General features: G+C 47.3%; 13 protein-coding genes and 1 other RNA gene. 8 read left to right on the top strand and 6 right to left on the bottom strand.

All coding sequences use genetic code 11. The features are described 5' to 3' along the window. Positions 1-43 precede the first annotated feature (43 nt). Complete coding sequence (locus NG833_RS10385; RefSeq protein ID WP_254565219.1) at positions 44-1,843, bottom strand: AAA-like domain-containing protein; 1,800 nt, start codon at positions 1,841-1,843, stop codon at positions 44-46. 300 nt (positions 1,844-2,143) lie between these two features. On the opposite strand from NG833_RS10385, the gene NG833_RS10380 reads away from it, so the two are divergent. From NG833_RS10380 to NG833_RS10345, 8 genes are all read left to right on the top strand, one after another. Beyond that, positions 2,144-3,154, top strand: coding sequence for a PstS family phosphate ABC transporter substrate-binding protein (locus NG833_RS10380; protein ID WP_254565218.1), 1,011 nt, complete (start codon positions 2,144-2,146; stop codon positions 3,152-3,154). 109 nt (positions 3,155-3,263) lie between these two features. Further along, positions 3,264-3,821, top strand: a complete 558-nt coding sequence (locus tag NG833_RS30815; protein WP_254565217.1) for an NfeD family protein — start codon at positions 3,264-3,266, stop codon at positions 3,819-3,821. Positions 3,822-3,876: 55 nt separating this feature from the next. After that, positions 3,877-4,815, top strand: a complete 939-nt coding sequence (locus NG833_RS10370) for an SPFH domain-containing protein (RefSeq protein ID WP_254565216.1) — start codon at positions 3,877-3,879, stop codon at positions 4,813-4,815. A gap of 189 nt (positions 4,816-5,004) precedes the next feature. Next, the gene (locus NG833_RS10365) at positions 5,005-7,656 is read left to right on the top strand and encodes an AAA-like domain-containing protein (protein ID WP_254565215.1); all 2,652 of its coding nucleotides are present in this window, start codon (positions 5,005-5,007) and stop codon (positions 7,654-7,656) included. A gap of 109 nt (positions 7,657-7,765) precedes the next feature. Then, the gene (locus NG833_RS10360; RefSeq protein ID WP_254565214.1) at positions 7,766-8,032 is read left to right on the top strand and encodes a YciI family protein; all 267 of its coding nucleotides are present in this window, start codon (positions 7,766-7,768) and stop codon (positions 8,030-8,032) included. A 78-nt stretch (positions 8,033-8,110) separates the two neighbouring features. Next, an RNA gene (ffs, locus tag NG833_RS10355) (signal recognition particle sRNA small type) lies at positions 8,111-8,207 on the top strand. Between the two features lie 91 nt (positions 8,208-8,298). Beyond that, the gene (locus NG833_RS10350; RefSeq protein WP_254565213.1) at positions 8,299-8,670 is read left to right on the top strand and encodes a phasin family protein; all 372 of its coding nucleotides are present in this window, start codon (positions 8,299-8,301) and stop codon (positions 8,668-8,670) included. Positions 8,671-8,703: 33 nt separating this feature from the next. After that, on the top strand, positions 8,704-9,129 hold the full coding sequence (locus NG833_RS10345) for a hypothetical protein (RefSeq protein WP_254565212.1): 426 nt from the start codon (positions 8,704-8,706) through the stop codon (positions 9,127-9,129). Positions 9,130-9,227: 98 nt separating this feature from the next. Here NG833_RS10345 and NG833_RS10340 read toward each other — a convergent pair whose 3' ends face one another. The 5 genes from NG833_RS10340 to NG833_RS10320 all read right to left on the bottom strand — a co-directional run bounded on the left by NG833_RS10340 (position 9,228) and on the right by NG833_RS10320 (position 17,456). After that, positions 9,228-9,905, bottom strand: a complete 678-nt coding sequence (locus NG833_RS10340; protein ID WP_254565211.1) for a DUF2834 domain-containing protein — start codon at positions 9,903-9,905, stop codon at positions 9,228-9,230. Positions 9,906-9,984: 79 nt separating this feature from the next. After that, on the bottom strand, positions 9,985-10,878 hold the full coding sequence (locus tag NG833_RS10335) for a sugar phosphate nucleotidyltransferase (protein WP_254565210.1): 894 nt from the start codon (positions 10,876-10,878) through the stop codon (positions 9,985-9,987). An 82-nt stretch (positions 10,879-10,960) separates the two neighbouring features. Continuing rightward, a complete protein-coding gene (locus tag NG833_RS10330) occupies positions 10,961-12,028 on the bottom strand; it encodes a mevalonate kinase (protein ID WP_254565209.1) in 1,068 nt (355 codons plus the stop codon). Positions 12,029-12,531: 503 nt separating this feature from the next. Beyond that, positions 12,532-13,902: a CHAT domain-containing protein gene (locus NG833_RS10325; protein WP_254565208.1), complete on the bottom strand. Its 1,371-nt coding sequence runs from the start codon at positions 13,900-13,902 to the stop codon at positions 12,532-12,534. A gap of 353 nt (positions 13,903-14,255) precedes the next feature. Beyond that, on the bottom strand, positions 14,256-17,456 hold the full coding sequence (locus NG833_RS10320) for an EAL domain-containing protein (RefSeq protein ID WP_254565207.1): 3,201 nt from the start codon (positions 17,454-17,456) through the stop codon (positions 14,256-14,258). Positions 17,457-17,757: the final 301 nt, after the last annotated feature.

The following is a 17,757-nucleotide window of genomic DNA, read 5'->3' as shown; positions in this document are numbered from 1 at the left end:
GCATCCAGAATAGCCCATCGCCGTCCCCGATCCCCGAGGGGTTCTAATTTTTAAGGCGATCGCCAAAATATTCCGCATATAACCGACAGCGTGGGGTACAATCATTGCCCGTCATTTTGACTAATCCCATACTTTGTAATTTAAACCCCTGTTCCCCAGGCAAGCGGACCGGATCCACCTGAGAAACCACTGCTTTCATGGCTTGAGTGAGAGGTGGATATTTTTCTAAATTCCACAAATGCCGACGCAAATGATCCCCATACAATCCCGTCTCCGTGGGTGATTCTTGTAGTAATTGCGTCAGAGTCACATCTTCTCGGGCAATATGATAAAGGGCTAATCGCACTAAATAGGGATGTCCTCCGACTAATTCCAGTAAGGTTTCCACCTGATTGCTGTTCCAATTAAGATGGTGTCGTTGGGCTAATTCAGTGATTTGGGCGGGAGTAAATTCGGGTAATTCAATCGGCAGTCCCACATTGAAGGGAGATTTATTGACATCTAAGGGGATGTACACTTCGCTAGAATACACCACAATCAAACGGAACTGTTTCCAAATATCCCGTCGTTTGGCTTCTTCATGTAGCGATCGCAATAAGCCAAAAAAGTCATCGGCAATTTCGGGAAATTCAAACAGGCGATCGACTTCATCTAATCCCAGAGTCAAGGGACCGTTGAGTTCCGGGAGTAAATATTGCTCAAAATAGGCTTTGCAACTTTGGTTACTGCCGATCGCCTCCCCTAACTGGGAATACTTCGCCAAGCGGTCTAAATCTAATCGGTCCAACTCCAAGCTAACGCTGGCATAAAACCACTGTAAGAATGTATTTAAACTGCTAAATACTCGGCGATCGGCCAGTTGTAAACTCACCGCTACGGTTTGCGAACCCTGTCGTTCTGCATGGTGGAGAATCCGGGCCATTAATGACGTTTTGCCCATCTGTCGCGGGGCTTTAATGCGGATTAATGCCCCCGGTTGGGTGATTGTTTCATAACAGCGGGATTCAATCGGAGGGCGATTCACATAAAAGGTAGAAGCAATTTCCACTTGTCCCTCGGGCAATTCCGGAGGGGCAACGGGCAGGGGAACCTCGGGAATTGCCCCGGATGACTGATTTAGAGTCAGAGGTAACTTTTGAACCGCCCAAGGATAACCAGAACCCAAAGCAATTCGCCCTTCGGACAACAGACTAATTAAGTCAGAAATCATCGCCTTTGTATCCCCATCATGTCGCCATTGCCAGGGTTGAATTTCCTCTAATAAATGCTGCAACTCAAAGGAGAGCAATGGGTTAGGTTCTAGGTTCAGATAAATCGGTAATATTGCCAGTTTTTGCGGGTTTATACTCTGCAATTCTCGCCCTTGTCGGACTTGTTCCCAGACTAATTCACTTTTTAATCTGTCAGCAGATAACAGTAAAAGCAAATAATCAAAAGACTCCAGGGGGAGTGTATAGTCTTGCAGGGATGACATTTTGTTCAGGGTCGCTTGAGGTAGAATCACCTCATGACCCGCCGTACTCAAAGCTTGGTAAAATTGGAGAGAGAGGGAGGAAGAAGGGGTGCGATCGCTGATTAAAATTTTCCTGGACTTCGGGGATTCAGTCTCCGGTAAACCGTTCTCCTCAAAATCTGCAATATCTCGCCATTCTCGCGCCAAAACCCGACAGAGTTCGATAAAGTTCGCAAAATCTACAGGTTTACCATTCAGGAAATTACTCACCGTGGATTGGGCGAAACCCAACTCTTCCGCCAGGATTTTTTGACTGGGAAACCCATGACGTAACAACGAGGATTTGAGGGTAGAAATACAGGAAGGACGGATTTTAAGCGATCGGGGCATGATGACGACAACCGGAAGACACCACCCTGATTTTAAACGGCAGGGTTCCCAAAGTCGATGAGAACTCGATGAAGTCTCAAATAAGTCAGGGGGGTACTCCCAGGGGGAATCTCTAGAATAGAAGAATGTAAACCCCGGGAGGGCTGTTGTCCTCTTTGAGATGAAAAAATAGGTTAATCCGATGATTGTTGTTGAAAAAACCCCTACTCAACTCAAATTAAGACATCGCCCTTATTTCGTCTGATTGAACCTTGGGTTTTCTGATATAATAAACCCAAAAAATGGGTGGATTAGGAATCGATGTCTACAAAAAAAGAAACAACCACATTAATTATAGCCCTAGTAATCGCCCTAGGGTTGATGGGTGCCTCAGTCTGGTGGCTGACGAAAGAGTTAGACTGGGGACGAAGATTCTTGACGGACTCAGAAAATCCCACTCCGTCCGAGGGAATCGTTAATCCTGGAGGAGACTCTTACCCCGAAACCTTAGCAGAAGTGCAGAATGTTCCAAGGGGATTATTTAGTCACGGGGGGAGTAGCACTTGGGTGTCCATTCGAGTCGCCGTAGACCCGGCAATTCAAACGGTTTGGCCGCAGTTTCAACTCCGCTATACTGACCCAGCCAGAGGTGCACCAAGTTCGGGAACTGGCATTGAAATGTTACTCGATAATCAACTCACCTTTGCGATGTCGGCTAGACCGATTTCCGATGCCGAATATCAAAAAGCGAGGGATAGAGGGTTTACTCTGAAAGAAATTCCCGTCGCTATTGATGGGATTGCGATCGTTGTCCATCCCTCTTTAGATATTCCCGGAATCACGATGGATCAATTTGATGCGATTTATGCGGGAGAAATTACCAATTGGAATCAAGTGGGCGGACCAGATTTGAGAATTCAACCCTACGGCAAAATCGACCGAGATTCTCACCCGAGTGTCATTTTAACTTCCACAACCACTGAAGCGTTAAGGGGAGTTAGTTCGGATCCCGCCGGAATTTATTGGGCTTCGGCCCCATTATTGGTGTCTCAGTGCATGGTGAAACCCTTAGCTGTGGGACGGACTTCTAATAATTTTGTTGCACCTTATAAATTGCCCTTTGTTCCGCTTTCGGAATGTCCTCAAAGGCGTAATGAAGTGAATTTAGATGTGTTTAGAACTGGGGAATACCCCTGGAGTCGTCGATTGGTGGTGGTGGTTAAAGAAAATGGCCAAATTGACCAACAAGCCGGGGAAACTTATGCCAAATTTTTATTAACCGAACAGGGACAAGACTTAATTCGGAAAGCGGGATTTGTGAGTTTACGCTAAAACCCAAGTCGATAGAAACTCGAAGGGAACTCAAACAACTCAGTGTGGATCTCAGTCAGTCCCAGGATGTAATGAGAAAGACAGCGAATCGAGTTGGGAGGAAGTTCCAGTGGTAACCGATTTTTATGCAGTCGTATTCCTAACCCGGGCGACACAGAGTTTAACGACAAGCGGATATGCTTGGTTGCCGATGCCTGTGAGTCCGCCCACCTGGTGGATGCCCCTATTTTGGGGGGTAACGGGTGTGAGTTTTTGTGCGATCGAGTGGGTGGTCCGAAAATATTTCGGTCATAAATATCAGGCGATCGCCTTAATCATGGGAATTACAGCCCTGATTATGGGGGCGATCGTATGGCATTTGATGATGGTAGTCGAGTTGAATTGGCAAATTGCCTATTGGATGGGATTGTCACTGATTTCAGTTCTGTGGTTGCGTCCCATCTTCGTAAAAAGTAGAGGCGCGATCGCCGTCCCGGATGCCACCGAAGCCAAAACCTTATCCCCTATCTTACCCGGGGAAGTCGGGCGAGTCCTCTATGAAGGCAGTTCCTGGCCCGCACAATGTGATGTTCGCGACTTGGCGATCGCCGCTAACCAAAAAGTTTACGTCTTACGCTGCGAAGGCAACACCCTCATCGTCGTTCCCGACCAGCTTTTTCATTCTTAGATCCTATACATTCCGTTTTTCCGTTCAGTTCACCCATCCCATCAGGAGTTTTATCATGTACGAATCCTTATTTGTAATCTTTCTCGCCCTAACTGGAACCTCCCTAGTCGGTAGCGTCAAAATCATCAAACAAGGGGATGAAGCCTTAGTAGAAACCCTCGGCAAATATGACGGAAAAAAACTCAAACCCGGACTCAATTTTATGATTCCGTTCCTGGATCAAGTTGCCTATCAAGAAACCACTCGCGAACAATTCCTGCATATTAAGCCTCAAACCTGCATGAGCCGAGATAATGTTTCAATTAGCGTGGATGCAGTCGTCTATTGGCGGATTTTAAACATTGAAAAAGCCTATTATAAGGTCGAGAATCTCCAGCCTGCGATGGTAAGTTTAGTCACCACTCTAATTCGCTCAGAAATCAGCAAATTAAAACTAGAACAGACCTTCATGGCCCGGAGTGAAGTCAATGAGTTACTGTTACAGAAACTCGATATCGCTACAGAATCTTGGGGAATCAAAGTAACCCGAGTTGAATTACGGGATATCATTCCGTCTTTATCCGTGCGAGAAGCAATGGAATTGCAAATGTCATCAGAACGAAAAAAACAAGCCGCAATTCTCACCTCCGAAGGACAACGAGAAGCAGCGATTAATAATGCGAAAGGAGAAGCAGAGGCCCGGATTTTACAAGCAAAAGCAAAGCAGCAAGCAGCACTTTTGGAAGCAGAAGCGCAACAACAGCAACAAGTGCTGAATGCTAAAGGCACTGCCGAAGCCATCTCCACCCTCGCCAAAACCATAGAATCCGACCCCTCCTACGCCCCGGAAGCGATGCAATTTTTACTCGCTCAAACCTATCTGGATATGGCCCTCAAAATGGATAGCGAGGGAAAGGGAATCATCCCCGACCCGCGTCAGATTCCAGCCACCTTAGACGGCGTGCGATCGCTCGTCTCCCAGCAGAGTAATGGCAAAGTCAAGCAATTGTCTTGACAAGTCCAAACCCTGGGTTAAAATCAGGAGAATTAGGGGCAGGACTTACGCAATCAATAACATCGAAATAATATCGGTTCCTAAATGTAGAGGCGATTCGCGAATCGCCTCTACATTTAGGGTGGGTTTAAAAAAAAAGCGTAAGTTTTGTCTATCTAAATTGAAATATTTTATAATTTAGCCCTAACCATGAAAAAAGCAACTTTTTATTATCAAGCCGGAGGAAGTTTGCCGGAAACTTCTCCAAACTATGTGGTGCGTAAAGCTGATTCTAATTTCTATGAAAAGCTAAAACTTGGCGAATTTTGTTACATTCTTAATTCTCGGCAGATGGGAAAATCTAGCTTGCTGGTGCGAACGGTGCATCGCCTAACTGCCGACGGAGTTGCCTGTGCAACGATTGATATTTCTGATATTGGCAGTAAACAGATTTCCCTCGAACAATGGTATGGAGGAGTTGCCTATAAACTCACCAGCAATTTTAATTTATTAGATGCTTTGGAGTTTATGAACTGGTGGCAAGACCGGGAGTCGATTTCTCCAGTTCAGCGGTTGGGGGAACTGATTGAAACGTTGTTGTTGCAGCAGGTTTCTCAACGGATTGTGATTTTTATTGATGAAATTGATAGCGTGTTGAGTGTGAATGAATCTTTGGAAGACTTTTTTGCCTTGATTCGGTCTTGTTATAATAAGCGATCGCAAAATCCCAACTACGATCGCCTAACTTTTGCCCTCTTAGGAGTCGCCACCCCCTCGGATTTAATTAGCGATCGCACTCGTACCCCCTTTAATATCGGCCATGCGATTGATTTATCCGGCTTTCAACTCGATGAAGTCCAGCCGTTACTGGCTGGATTAACTGATATCCTGACTCATCCCCAAGAGGTCCTCCACCAGATTCTCCATTGGACCGGGGGACAACCCTTTTTAACCCAAAAATTATGTCAATTGGTCCGGGAAATGGGAAAAATTAGCCCCGAATTTTTACCCCAGTCCGGGAATGAAGCCGAATGGGTTGAACGGTTCATTCAAACTGAAATTATTCACAATTGGGAATCTCGGGACGAACCGGCACATCTGCGAACCGTTCGCGATCGCCTCCTCAGAAATCCCCAACGGGCCAGCCGTTTACTGGGATGCTATCAACAACTCTTAAAATTACAAGCAATTCCCGCCGATGATAGTCCCGAACAAACCGAATTACGCCTATCCGGTTTAGTCCGAATCCAAGACGGAAAATTAACCGTTAGCAATCCCATCTATGCCGCCATTTTTAACTTCAATTGGGTCGAAAAATCCCTGTTTAATTTACGTCCTTATGCTGAAGCCTTAGCAGCCTGGTTAGAGTCGGACCGCCAGGATACTTCCCGTTTACTCCGAGGAAAAGCCTTACAAGATGCCCGGGAATGGGCCAAAGGAAAAAATTTGAGCGACCTCGATTATCAATTCTTAGCCGCCAGTCAAGAAGCCGAATTAACCCAGTTTCGCCAAAATGCGGAACAAACTCAAGCCCAAATTCAGCAACTTTATCGGGAAAAAGAATTATTAGAAGAACTCACTCAAGAACAAAATCGCCGCAAAATTACTGAAGCTAAACTGAGACAACACCGGCAAAATAAAGCCCAAATTATAACCGGATGGGTTAGTGGAGTCATGGCAGTTTCTGCCTTTCTCCTGGGCGTATTTTGGGTGAACAAATCCATTGACAAAACCCATACTAAACTTAATGGTGTCGCCTTACTCTCTCAAGCCCTAATTGCCGAAAACCAACCTGAATTGGCCCTGATAGAAAGCCTAGAAGCCGCCCAACAACTCAAGGCATTCATTGGGGTCAACTCCGCCACTCAGTTCCGGGTGGCCCTAGGACTACATCAGGCGATAAATGGTTTAATCGAACCCGCCGATCGCCTCCTCCATTCTCACCCAGCAGTCGCCCTGGAATTTACCCCCAACGGTCAGGGATTCGTCACGGCTACTCATAATACCCTTACTCTCTGGAATCGCGATCGCCAAGTCGCCCTGAATTTACCCGATATTCCCGGTCCAATTAACCGCATTGCTATCAGTCCTGACCGCAAAATCATCGCAGTGGCAACCACAAATCATCCTTTGCAATTCTGGACAACAACCCGGGAAAAATTACCCCTGACCATCCCGAATTCCAGTCCCATCACCGATGTGAGTTTTAGTCCCAAAGCAGAGACGATCGCCACCGCAGAAGAAAACACCGTGAAAATTTGGCGGGTCAAAGATGGAAAATTGCTACAAACCTGGACAGGACATCAGGATCAAGTCTTCTCCGTGAGGTTTTCACCCAACGGCAAAACCCTCGCCTCTGCCAGTGGCGATCGCCGAATCTTCCTCCGCAGAACCAGCGATGGTAAATTGATTCATCTCCTCGAAGGACATGGCAGTCGCGTCGTTGCCATTCGCTTCAGTCCCGATGGTCAATTATTAGCCTCCGCCAGTGATGATGGCACCGTCAGACTCTGGCGAGAAAGCGATGGTAAATTATTAAGTATCCTCCACCATTCCCACCCCGTCACCAGCCTCAATTTCCACCCCGATTCTCAAACCCTTGCCACCGGAACTGCTGATGGTACTGTTAACCTCTGGAATCGAGATGGCAGCTTCCTCACGCCCCTACGCGGACATCAACAAGCCATCACTCATGTATCCTGGTCTCCAGAAGGGGGAGAATTAGCCTCCACCAGTGACGATGGGACGGCGATGATTTGGAACCTGGAACTGGATGATTTAGTGCGTCAGGGGTGCCAGTTATTGGGCGATCGGTCAATCCCCCATTCCATCCCTCCCACCCTCCTCAAACGCTGTTTCTAAGGGGAACACCAACCAGTAGCCCATTTGATGGTAAAATTTGCGATGACCTGCACTCTTGGGAGTCCCAGGCCAATCCCGTTTAACCCCTAACCCCTGACTGCAACCTCCAATGCCCTGGTTTGTCAAAATAGAAGAAGGAATCGTCGATAAACCCACCTTCGATCGCCACGTTCCCGCCCATAAAGCCTACGTCGAAGATTTAATCGCCAAAGGACATAACGCCAAAACTGGCTACTGGAAACGACGTGGAGGCGGAATGCTGCTGTTTGAGGCGGAGTCAATAGAGGAAGCCCAGCAGATCGTTGCAGAGGACCCTCTGGTTAAACATGGCTGCGTCCAGTACGACCTCTATGAGTGGTGTATCGTCGTAGAATAACGGGCCGCAACCACAACTTTAAAAAATATTCTGCCACCCCCTAGACAAGAGTCGGACAACAATGATATAGTTGTAAATGACCTGGACCCATGCGGTCATAACGCCCAAACTTTGTCAGGACCGGAAGGTAGCAGCAATACGGGATGCTTGTGACAGGCGTGGTATCCGGGTCACTTTTTTTTAGTGCCTCTTTCTGGTGGTCACTCGGCCTCTATTAGCCTTATCCTAGAAGCAGTAACCTCAGCGACGAAGGAGCAATACTGCCTATGCCTGGTTTCGGTGATATAGTACAAAGGGCATTTTATCTGGGAGTGGGAATCGCATCTTATGCAGGCGAACAAGCCACCGGAAGACTAGCCGAAGTGCGCGAAAAAGCCCAAAAACTGGCCGATGAAATGGTCGCGCGGGGTGAAATGAGCACCGAAGAAGCGCGTCGCTTCGTCGAAGACATGATGAAACAGGGCCAGCAGCAAATCAAGCAGCCCCCATCGGAACCCACAACGCCAAAAGAACCCCGTCGCATTGAAATCCTAGAAGACGATGAAGAACCCACCCCGGAGAAACCTCCAGAGGTGAATAACCTGCGCGATCAGGTACAATCGTTACAGGATGAACTACGGCGACTCCAGAACGAATAGAGATTGCTTCCGGAAGTCATTAGGCAAAGGGTTATGGAAGATTGGCCGAAAGAATTTTTCAAAATGTTAGAGACAGCGGGACAAGAAGTGGATCGCTTTGTTCAAGAAGTGACGGAAGAGGTCGAGGAATTCGTTGAGGTTTTGGGAAGGTTTTCTTCAGATATTATTGAACTTTCTGAAGAATTCACGGAAGAATTACAAACGACGATTTTCATCGAAATCGACCAATATTTTGAAGAGTTAGTTGATCCATTTTTTGACCTGTATTTAGGACTAGATGAATTTCCAACGGACATGGATGGCTTTGTGTCATCGGTGGAACCCACAGCGGAAAAATATGCAGCCTGTATCGGCTGTAAAAACTATCACGGTCAGGTTTACGGGGGCAATTTACTGGTTTGTGGAATGCATCCCTATGGCTGGGAAACCGATGGCGACTGTCCCGACTGGGAATCGTAATTGGGATAAGTAACAGGAGGCGCGGCGATCGCGCCTTTTGTGTTTTTTAGCGGGCGATCGCCTAGACTCACGGCAGAATCAATTCTGCCGCTACTGTACTATTCCTGAGTAACCGGAGTATTCATCGGGACCCCTTCCTCGCTGACTTGGATGGGGGGACGTAAGACTAGATAAAATGCCGGTCCTAATAGGGGAATTAAGGCGACTATCCAAAATATCACGGGACTGTTTAAACCCCGTCGCGCCATGTCATCTCCGAGGATGGTGGGAAAGAGGAGGCACAGCAGGCAAAAGTCTAAGGTCATGACATGAATAAATCGGCTGGTTTGCCATTGGTAGAGGTAATCGGTCCAATTTCCTTGGGTGATGCCATAGCCGAGTAAGATGAGGGCGGATAAGGCGGCGATCGCCCCGAAAATTCGCGAGTCTATTGCTTTTAAAAACCAATTTTTCTCCCCGGAAAAGCTGGGGTTAGGCTGGCGCAAGGCGAGATAGGGTAACAAGGCAAATGCACCGACCCCAAAGGACAGGGTGACAAATGGCCATGCGGGAATTTTCTGTCCTTTTCCATCTAAAAATAGCACGGCGCTATAGATAAATGGCCATACTCCCATGATATTAAACAGGGCAATAATTAGGGGGTTGATTCCCTCCCATTCGCCGGTTACTAGGTTTTTAATTAAGTTAAAGGTGGCGGTGGGGTTATCCGGGGGTGCAAATCCAAAGGCATAAATGATTAATCCAAGCCATATTAATCCAAAGCCGAGTTTTCTCATGGGAGGTTTGTCAATTCTGCTAGGGTTCCCCTCTATGGTATCAAATGTCAATCAGGCTGAGTTGGATTTAGCACAATTTTTAGCCGTTGCGAAAATCGATGAATGTTTGATAATAGGCATCGGGCATTCCGGTATCGAAACACCGTCCTTTGATTTGATAGCCATACATTCCTTCGGCTTGGCGCACTTGTTCTAGGCAGGTGGTGAGCTGAAATTCTCCTTTTTCTCGGAAATTATTGCGGATATTGGCTTCGAGAAAGTCAAAGATTGTGGGCGTCAGGGCGTAAATTCCGAAGACGGTTAAGAAGCGATCGCCTGTTAATCCTTCTACCGTTAAATTTTTCCTAGCATAGTCTAAATCCGGCTTTTCACAGACTTCGGTGAGGGACAAAATTTCATCGTTATCTTGCCAATTCCCCGTGACGCAACCACAGTGATAAATTTCTTCCCCAGGGGTTACCGTCAGGGCGATTGTACTTTTTCCCACCCGGTTATAAACCTCCACCAGTTGGCTGGCACAAGAAACATCGGTATCCGATAAATAAACATGATCTCCTAAAAACAGCAGGAACGGTTCCTGATTTACCCAGTCTTTGGCGCAAAATACCGCATGACCATACCCCTCCTGGACCTCCTGAATTACCAGAGTAATTTTTTCGCCTAATTCTTGTAAATACTGGCTATAAATTTGATTTTCTGGGGAAAGTTTGTGATAATGATTAGAGTTTAAAGGAGTTTTGAAGAAACTCTCAAAAATTGGAGCGTCCCCGGGTTGGACGATAATCGCCACTTCTTCGATTCCGGCACTGATGGCTTCTTCCACAATGGCTAAAATCGAGGGTTTAACGCGACCTTTGCTGTCGATAATCGGCAACAATTCTTTTTTTACAGCTTTCGTGGCTGGAAACAAGCGTGTGCCAAATCCGGCGGCGGGAATAATTGCTTTGCGAATCGGATGATTTGAGTTTTTCATATATATTAAAAGGGTTCAGAACAGGCTATCAAGTCTCCCGGGTAAGACTGAACTAGACAGGTTGCGGAAATCTTCTGTTATTTTATTCTATAACTTCAGCGGAAGAGGAGGAAATCACCAGTTTCAGACATTGCATTTGGGGGAAATCTCGTTTAATCAGTTCAATCACGCGCTGTTGATTCTCTTGATTTTTTACAATAAATTGTGCCGTCCCATCTCCTTGAGACCCGACGCCTTTTCCGCCCAAAATTAAGCTTTGCAGCGGCGGATGTTTGAGCAGCGAGTGCAGGACGGGGGCGGTTAATTGGGAGGGACAGGCCCGAATTAAATGGCGGTCAAATTCGCTTTGGGCTTGCTTCATTAAGGCCCCGAGAGATTCGGCATCGCCCTGTTCTAAGGCAGTGGCGGCTTCCTGGGTAATTCTGGCGCTAATTTCTCCTAAATATTTATGAACGCTTTGTTTAATTTCATTGGTGGCAAAGGGATAGCATTGATTGAGAATGCTCAAGATTTCATGGGTGTTTTTAGAAGCGGCTAAATCGACGATTACAAAAAATAAATTGCTGGGAGTTTTGAGTTCTATAATATTAATATGTTGTCCATCAAACATCATCATCACGGGTCGGTTACCGTAGGCACAGCTTTGGTCGAGGCGACCACAGCGAGATGGGGTGGTAATTTCACCGTGATAGGCTAACTCCATTTCACCGCGAAGGGTTAATTTTAATTGGTACAACTGATTGAAGGAACGGGCGACGAGAACGGAGATAGCTGCACTTGAGGCTAATCCTTTTTGAATGGGTAAATCGGTTTTATAGTTATCAATTTCTACCCCTTGGACGTGATAAAGAGTCAAGGCTTGATAGGCAACTCCGGCGGCGTAACTAAAGAAACCACCCTTTTTGGCTTCGGCCAACAATTGTTCTCGTTCCATAGGAATTTGTAACAATTCTTTACGAGTGCCATCGGTGAGACAGGAGTGAAGAATGAGGTGGGTCGGATGGGGTTTGACTTGGGCATAAATACCTTGATTGGTGCCGACACTGAGGGTGTATCCTTTGTGGAGAGCCGGATTGATAGTTCGGTATCCTCCGGCCCAATCACTGTGTTCGCCAAATAAACAAAGACGACCTGGAACAAACATTTTCATCGATTTTTTGAATGGGGTGCAAAACCCGAGTTATAAAAATCACTGACAATGGGATAATTGTAGGATGTTTGGATGGGGGTTGGCAAATTGATGACTTTTGATTGAATGAACCGGACTTAAGTTAGGTCATGGGAATGATTTTCAATGGGTCAGTCTAATCCTACCATTAACGCTGGGATTGCATGATTGAAAGAGAATAGAATCCCGGTGAGGATGGCCAATATACGATCGCCACTTTACAGCGGTTAGGTTCAGTCATTCAAGTCGTCAGTCTAAAAAAATAGCAGGCGATCGCTGCAACGGTTGCTCGGTATTTAGGGTGAGTGTGTTTGCTCCAATAACACCGCTGAAAAAATGCGATTAAACCGGGTAGGTTCTATCAGAAATTTTGAATGAATTGAGCCGATTTTGGAACAGTTCAACCCAGATATGAGAGGAGCTTAAGCAGCGATCGCCCACCTACTGCTCCAGTTTCCCACAAAGGCGATCGCTGCAACCGCCTCTTACCAGGGACTGCCAATTAAGGTAAACCCGGCCCAAAAGTAAGGGTGAGCTAAATTTTCCCCGGTCAATTCCGCTAAGTTTTCAGGGAGGGCTAGTTCCCCGCGATCGCTGACTAACTTGCCGTCTTCTAAGCGCACTTCTCCTCGAAGCATGGCAAGTTGTGCCTGCCGTAGGGCGTCTGCCTTGAGTATCGATCGCGCGTTTTCGTCGTCGGTTTTGAACGTATTGTAAAACTCGGACATCAGGGCCAGAGTCCCGAGGTCGCTCACATACCATAAACTTGCTAAGGCAGAGGGAACGCCGCTTTGAATCGCTAATCCGGCAAATCCCTTTTCGGCATCTTGGCTGCCAACGGCTGTCTTACAAGCACTCAACACCAACAATCCGATCGCAGATTCATCAAGTTCTAAGCGTTGCATATCATCCAAGGTGAGTTTACTATCCCACAATTGGATATAAGATTGAGTCGGTTCTCCCTCCTGAAAATCCGCGTGAGTAGCGAGGTGAACGATTCCATAGCGGGATTCTTGCAATTGTGACTGCAAGTTTTCCTGAGTAAACTCTTGATTGAGAAATATCTCTCCGCGCCACAGATAACTGGCAATTTGAGAGAGTTCCACGGGGACCGCAGGCAGGGGAGAGAGGTTTTCAAAAATGGAAGCCCCCATTGCCAATACTTCTGTATTTGCCAGGGTACTGGGATTCAAGTCAATCATGTTAAAGGCGGGAATCAAGGCGAGACTGTATTGTTCCACCAGAAATTCTTCCCCATCATGTAAAGCCGCAAAGGGGACCGATCGCAAGCCCGGACCGACACATAACAACAGGTTTTCGATTCCTAGGGATTGCAATTCCTCACGCAAAGGGGCGATCGTCCAAGTATAAAGATTTTGGGCTTGAGGCAAATAGGAGCGGGTACTTCTTCGGCTAGGGCTAGTCATGCGCTGCCGTAATTGTTGTGCCGTTTCGATCAGCATCTCCTGATTGGTTTCGGCGATCGTCCGACCCGTCACGCCTCCATCAGCAGTGACTAACAACAATTCAAGTTGATCCTCACCGGGAATCATGTAAATTACCGCAGACTTTTGACCCGTTTTTTGTTCAACCACCGCCAACGCTTCGCTAATTTCTGCCCCACTCAGGGTAACCTCCGATAAATTTCTGCCAAAATAATCTTCAAATACAGGTTCCCATTGTTGCTCAATTACCGTGACAGCCTCTGCAAAATCGCGTGGTGAACTTCCTTGGCTGATTTGAGGTTTCCGGTCCTGAGATTGAGTGAGCTGATCAAAACGGGATATCCCGGGTAAAACGGCACGCCCGTGAGCATCACTCGCGACAGTCACCGAGGGAAATAAGGCGAGTCCCAAAGAACATAAAAAAGGAACAATATACCAGAAATGTTTCCTGGAAATGAACGAATTGAATTGTGAGTTTGACTTGAAAAATGTTGGTTTCATGCAAAAGTTACTATTCGCTAAATTCGCTTTTTTTTGAGAAGGTGATCCAATGGAATGTCACCCAGTAAAAGCGCGATCGCGCTTGCGTAGATTTCCCCTAAAGGCTCGCATTTATTGTAACGAAAAAACTTCGGACTTGTCCGAAGTCTGAAAAGTTAAAGAGTAGGGAGTTGAATGTTGAAGGACATCGGGGTATCGGGTTCAAGCTGCCGGGAAAGCACGGGTGACCCGACCCGGCGAGGGTACGAATCCCCCCTTGGGGGTTAACTCACCTCTAGGTCACTCAATTGACCCTGGCTTAATAAGAGTGCAGCCGCCTCACCGTTAACGGGTTCGGAAAAAAAGTAACCCTGACCGTATTTACAGCGCAGGAGTTCGAGTTCATGCATAGAATCGAGGGTTTCAATGCCTTCGGCAATCACATCCAGTCCTAGGGTATGGGCCAGGGTAACAATGGTTCTGACAATTTCCGAATCGTCATTGAGCGGGGACATTTTAGTAATAAAAGAACGGTCAATTTTTAAAACATCCACGGGGAAGCGATGGAGATAACTCAAAGACGAGTAACCTGTGCCAAAATCATCAATGCATAACTGAATATCCAGGGCTTTGAGGCGTTCCAAGATGCCGATCGCCCCTTCGGGGTCTTCCACTAGGGCCGTTTCGGTAATTTCTAATTTCAAATCCCAGCCATCGACCCCGGTTTCCTGGAGAATTTCCTCAACGCGATCGCTCAAATTCTGAGTCAGTTGCTTCCCGGAAAGATTCACACTCATTTTCAGGGAAGGATAGGTGGGAAATTGCTTTTTCCAGCTTCTTAACTGGCTACAGGCTTGAATCAGCGCCCATTCGCCGATGCGTTCGATCGCGCCGGTTTCCTCAGCCACGGGGATAAATACATTGGGAGAAATCCACCCTTTGCGGGGATGATGCCATCGAATCAGGGCTTCAAATCCACTAATTTCTCCGGTGGACAATCTCACAATGGGCTGATAAAACATCTGAAACTCGTTCCGTTCGATCGCCCAGCGCAGATCCGTCTCCAACTCCAAGCGCAGGATGGCTTCCTCACGCATGGTGCTATCAAATACCACATATCCGCCTTTTTCCCGGGCTTTGGCGCGATACATGGCGATATCCGCATCCCGCAGAAAATCGGGCTGACGCCGATCGCCTGCGGTACTATGAACAATGCCAATACTGATCGAGGCAAATACCTCGTAACTTCCCACATTAAAAGGCTGACGCAAGGTTTCGTGGACTTGGTGCGCCACGGCGATCGCATCTTCAACCCGGGGAATATCTTCCAACAACAAGGTAAATTCATCCCCGCCAAACCGCGCTAGGGTATCCTTAGGACCTAAACATTCTTCCAGTCGTCCGGCGATCGCCATCAACAAGCGATCGCCGACGGAATGACCTAAACTATCATTCACCAACTTGAAATCATCCAAATCCATGAACAGGACCGCAAATTCATAATCCGCTTCACTCTGAGCGCGGGAGACGGCTTTGACTAACCGATCCATAAAAAAGCCTCGGTTCCACAACCCGGTGAGTGCATCGTGAGAGGCATTGTATCGTAGTTGGGCCTCCGTCCATTTTCGATCGGTAATATTCACCACGGAGCCTTCATAATACATCAATTGATCATGAACATCGCGCACTGCGCGAGCATTTTGAGCAATCCAAATCATAGTACCATCAGCCCGATAAACCTGGGCCTCAAAACCTGTAACCACATCTTGTTCCTGTAACAGGCGAATAAACTCCTCTGGACATCGGGGATCAACGTAGATTTGATGGGAGCGATCGCACAGAGCCGCCATCAAGTCCGGGAGGGAAGCATACCCATAGATCGCCGCCAAAGCTGGATTCGCATTCATATACCGTCCATCGGGGGTCGTCTGAAAAATTCCTTCTACTGCATTCTCTACAATACTGCGATAGTTGGCTTCGGCTTGCTGAAGTGCCTTTAACGTCTGTAACCGATGTAAGACTGACCCCACTTGGAGGGCCATTGAGGAGATGCGCGGCAGCATTCGCGGATCTAAGTCCCCAGGAGTTGACTGAAAAAAGACCAACACCGCCAGGACCCGGCGATCGGCCAGAATTGGAATACCCAAGGCACTGCTGAGTCCACAGGCGATCGCCCTGTGTTCCCCGGAAAACCCTTTCTCTGCTTCTGCGGCAAGATTCGTAATCCATTCCGGTTCTCCCGATGCCATGACTCGTCCGGGTAATCCCTGATTCAGTTCTAAGCGCAACCCACTACACCTGGGGTAAACGGTTCCCGGTGCAGCGTAATACAATCCAGAACAGTCTAAAGCGGTTCCCTCGGGGTTGGCAACCCAAGCTTCCCCGGCAAAGTATCCCAAGGTTTCTCCGAAGCTACAAAGTGCGATTTTTAAGGCAGATTCAAAATCTGGTGCTGCACTCACCGCCTGGGTCATGTTCTCCCACAGCCGAGTGTGAGATTCAATTCGACTCGGGTCTTCAATCTCGATTCCAGTCGCGATCCAATAGTCTAAAATCTGGCGATCGCCCTTGAACACGGCCCGAACACACCACTCCACCCAGATTTCTTCTCCCTGCTTTGTGAGAATACGGTTTTGGATTCGTTGGGGTTGAGTTTCCTGGGTGAGTTGCTCCCAGGTCTGAGAGACCAATGGCCGGTCAGATTCGGGGATAAATGTCTTCATATAATTCATCCCCAAGGCTTCTGCACGAGTATAACCGACGCGCTCTAACATGGCTTGATTCATAAAGAAAACTGTGCCATTGGGTTTGATAGCACAGTTAAAGGCGGGGTTTGTATCCAGGAGACTCAACCATCCCTCTGGGGCGACTGGCAATGCTTCCTTCTCAGTGAGCTGGGCTTTGAACTGGGTTTGCATTCTCAGACTCATATAGTGCAGCATCAGAACTGTTCCAGTGGTACTTAGGAAGAGCAACAGGGCAATTTGATAGGGCTTTTGGAGGGTTCCCTCGGGGTTGATTACCACCAGGAAGGATGATTCAGAAACATCTTGAGACGGTTGAGGATTGGATGGGTCGTCAACTCTAGCAGTCCCCTCTTTTAAGTTTCCTGAACTTGAGAAATTTTGGGTAAAAAAAGAGTCATTTGAAACTCGGATTAATTTCTGAACCTTGGCAAATGGGTCGTCAATTGATAATCCATTTTTTATTAATTTTAGCTCCCTTGGACGACCCTCGCCTCCGGTGATATCCCCGACTTTTCCTAAGCGTTGTTCCGTCACCCCTCTGGCACGAGTGGGGAAAGAATCAGGACGACTGGAAACTATGGAGAAGCCTGGAGGCGTCACTGCGATCGCCGCTTCAGGGAACAGTTCTCGGGTCTGGGCAAGTTGGCCTACCCAACCCAGTCTACCACCCTGCTGGTCCAGGACAAACATACCCCCGACGATCGCCACTAATCCCAGGGCCAATCCTGCCCTTATCATTTTTTCTCCCTTCTGAGTCTTCATGTTCTGCCCATTCCCCGCCCATCACGTTTATAGTTTAGGACTTGTTTCGGATTAACCGTTGTTTGCTTCGACACAAAAGTTCCCCAAAATGGGTCTGACTTCTGTTCGAGGTCGTTTTGAACTATTGTGAATATTTGTAACTCCTTTAATCATCCCTTCCCGGTTACGATGGCGTGACTCCTAAAGATATCAGAATAACAGGGTACTCGATTTTTTGTTCATAAAAATTAAAAAAAATTTTTTAAACCCCGAGTTAAAAGGCAAAAACGAGAGTCAT

Origin of the sequence: Oscillatoria sp. HE19RPO (genome assembly GCF_024220515.1) — a bacterium.
Taxonomy (GTDB): domain Bacteria; phylum Cyanobacteriota; class Cyanobacteriia; order Cyanobacteriales; family Laspinemataceae; genus Laspinema.
This window is presented reverse-complemented; position numbering and strand designations above follow the sequence as displayed.

What these genes read in the sequence shown, in the direction of transcription:
- NG833_RS10340 (WP_254565211.1), bottom strand. Translation starts at nt 9,905, where the DNA reads ATGAGAAAACTCGGCTTTGGATTAATATGGCTTGGATTAATCATTTAT.
- NG833_RS10345 (WP_254565212.1), top strand. Translation starts at nt 8,704, where the DNA reads ATGGAAGATTGGCCGAAAGAATTTTTCAAAATGTTAGAGACAGCGGGA.
- NG833_RS10380 (WP_254565218.1), top strand. Translation starts at nt 2,144, where the DNA reads ATGTCTACAAAAAAAGAAACAACCACATTAATTATAGCCCTAGTAATC.
- NG833_RS10320 (WP_254565207.1), bottom strand. Translation starts at nt 17,456, where the DNA reads ATGATAAGGGCAGGATTGGCCCTGGGATTAGTGGCGATCGTCGGGGGT.
- NG833_RS10360 (WP_254565214.1), top strand. Translation starts at nt 7,766, where the DNA reads ATGCCCTGGTTTGTCAAAATAGAAGAAGGAATCGTCGATAAACCCACC.
- NG833_RS10385 (WP_254565219.1), bottom strand. Translation starts at nt 1,843, where the DNA reads ATGCCCCGATCGCTTAAAATCCGTCCTTCCTGTATTTCTACCCTCAAA.
- NG833_RS10330 (WP_254565209.1), bottom strand. Translation starts at nt 12,028, where the DNA reads ATGAAAATGTTTGTTCCAGGTCGTCTTTGTTTATTTGGCGAACACAGT.
- NG833_RS10370 (WP_254565216.1), top strand. Translation starts at nt 3,877, where the DNA reads ATGTACGAATCCTTATTTGTAATCTTTCTCGCCCTAACTGGAACCTCC.
- NG833_RS10350 (WP_254565213.1), top strand. Translation starts at nt 8,299, where the DNA reads ATGCCTGGTTTCGGTGATATAGTACAAAGGGCATTTTATCTGGGAGTG.
- NG833_RS10335 (WP_254565210.1), bottom strand. Translation starts at nt 10,878, where the DNA reads ATGAAAAACTCAAATCATCCGATTCGCAAAGCAATTATTCCCGCCGCC.
- NG833_RS10365 (WP_254565215.1), top strand. Translation starts at nt 5,005, where the DNA reads ATGAAAAAAGCAACTTTTTATTATCAAGCCGGAGGAAGTTTGCCGGAA.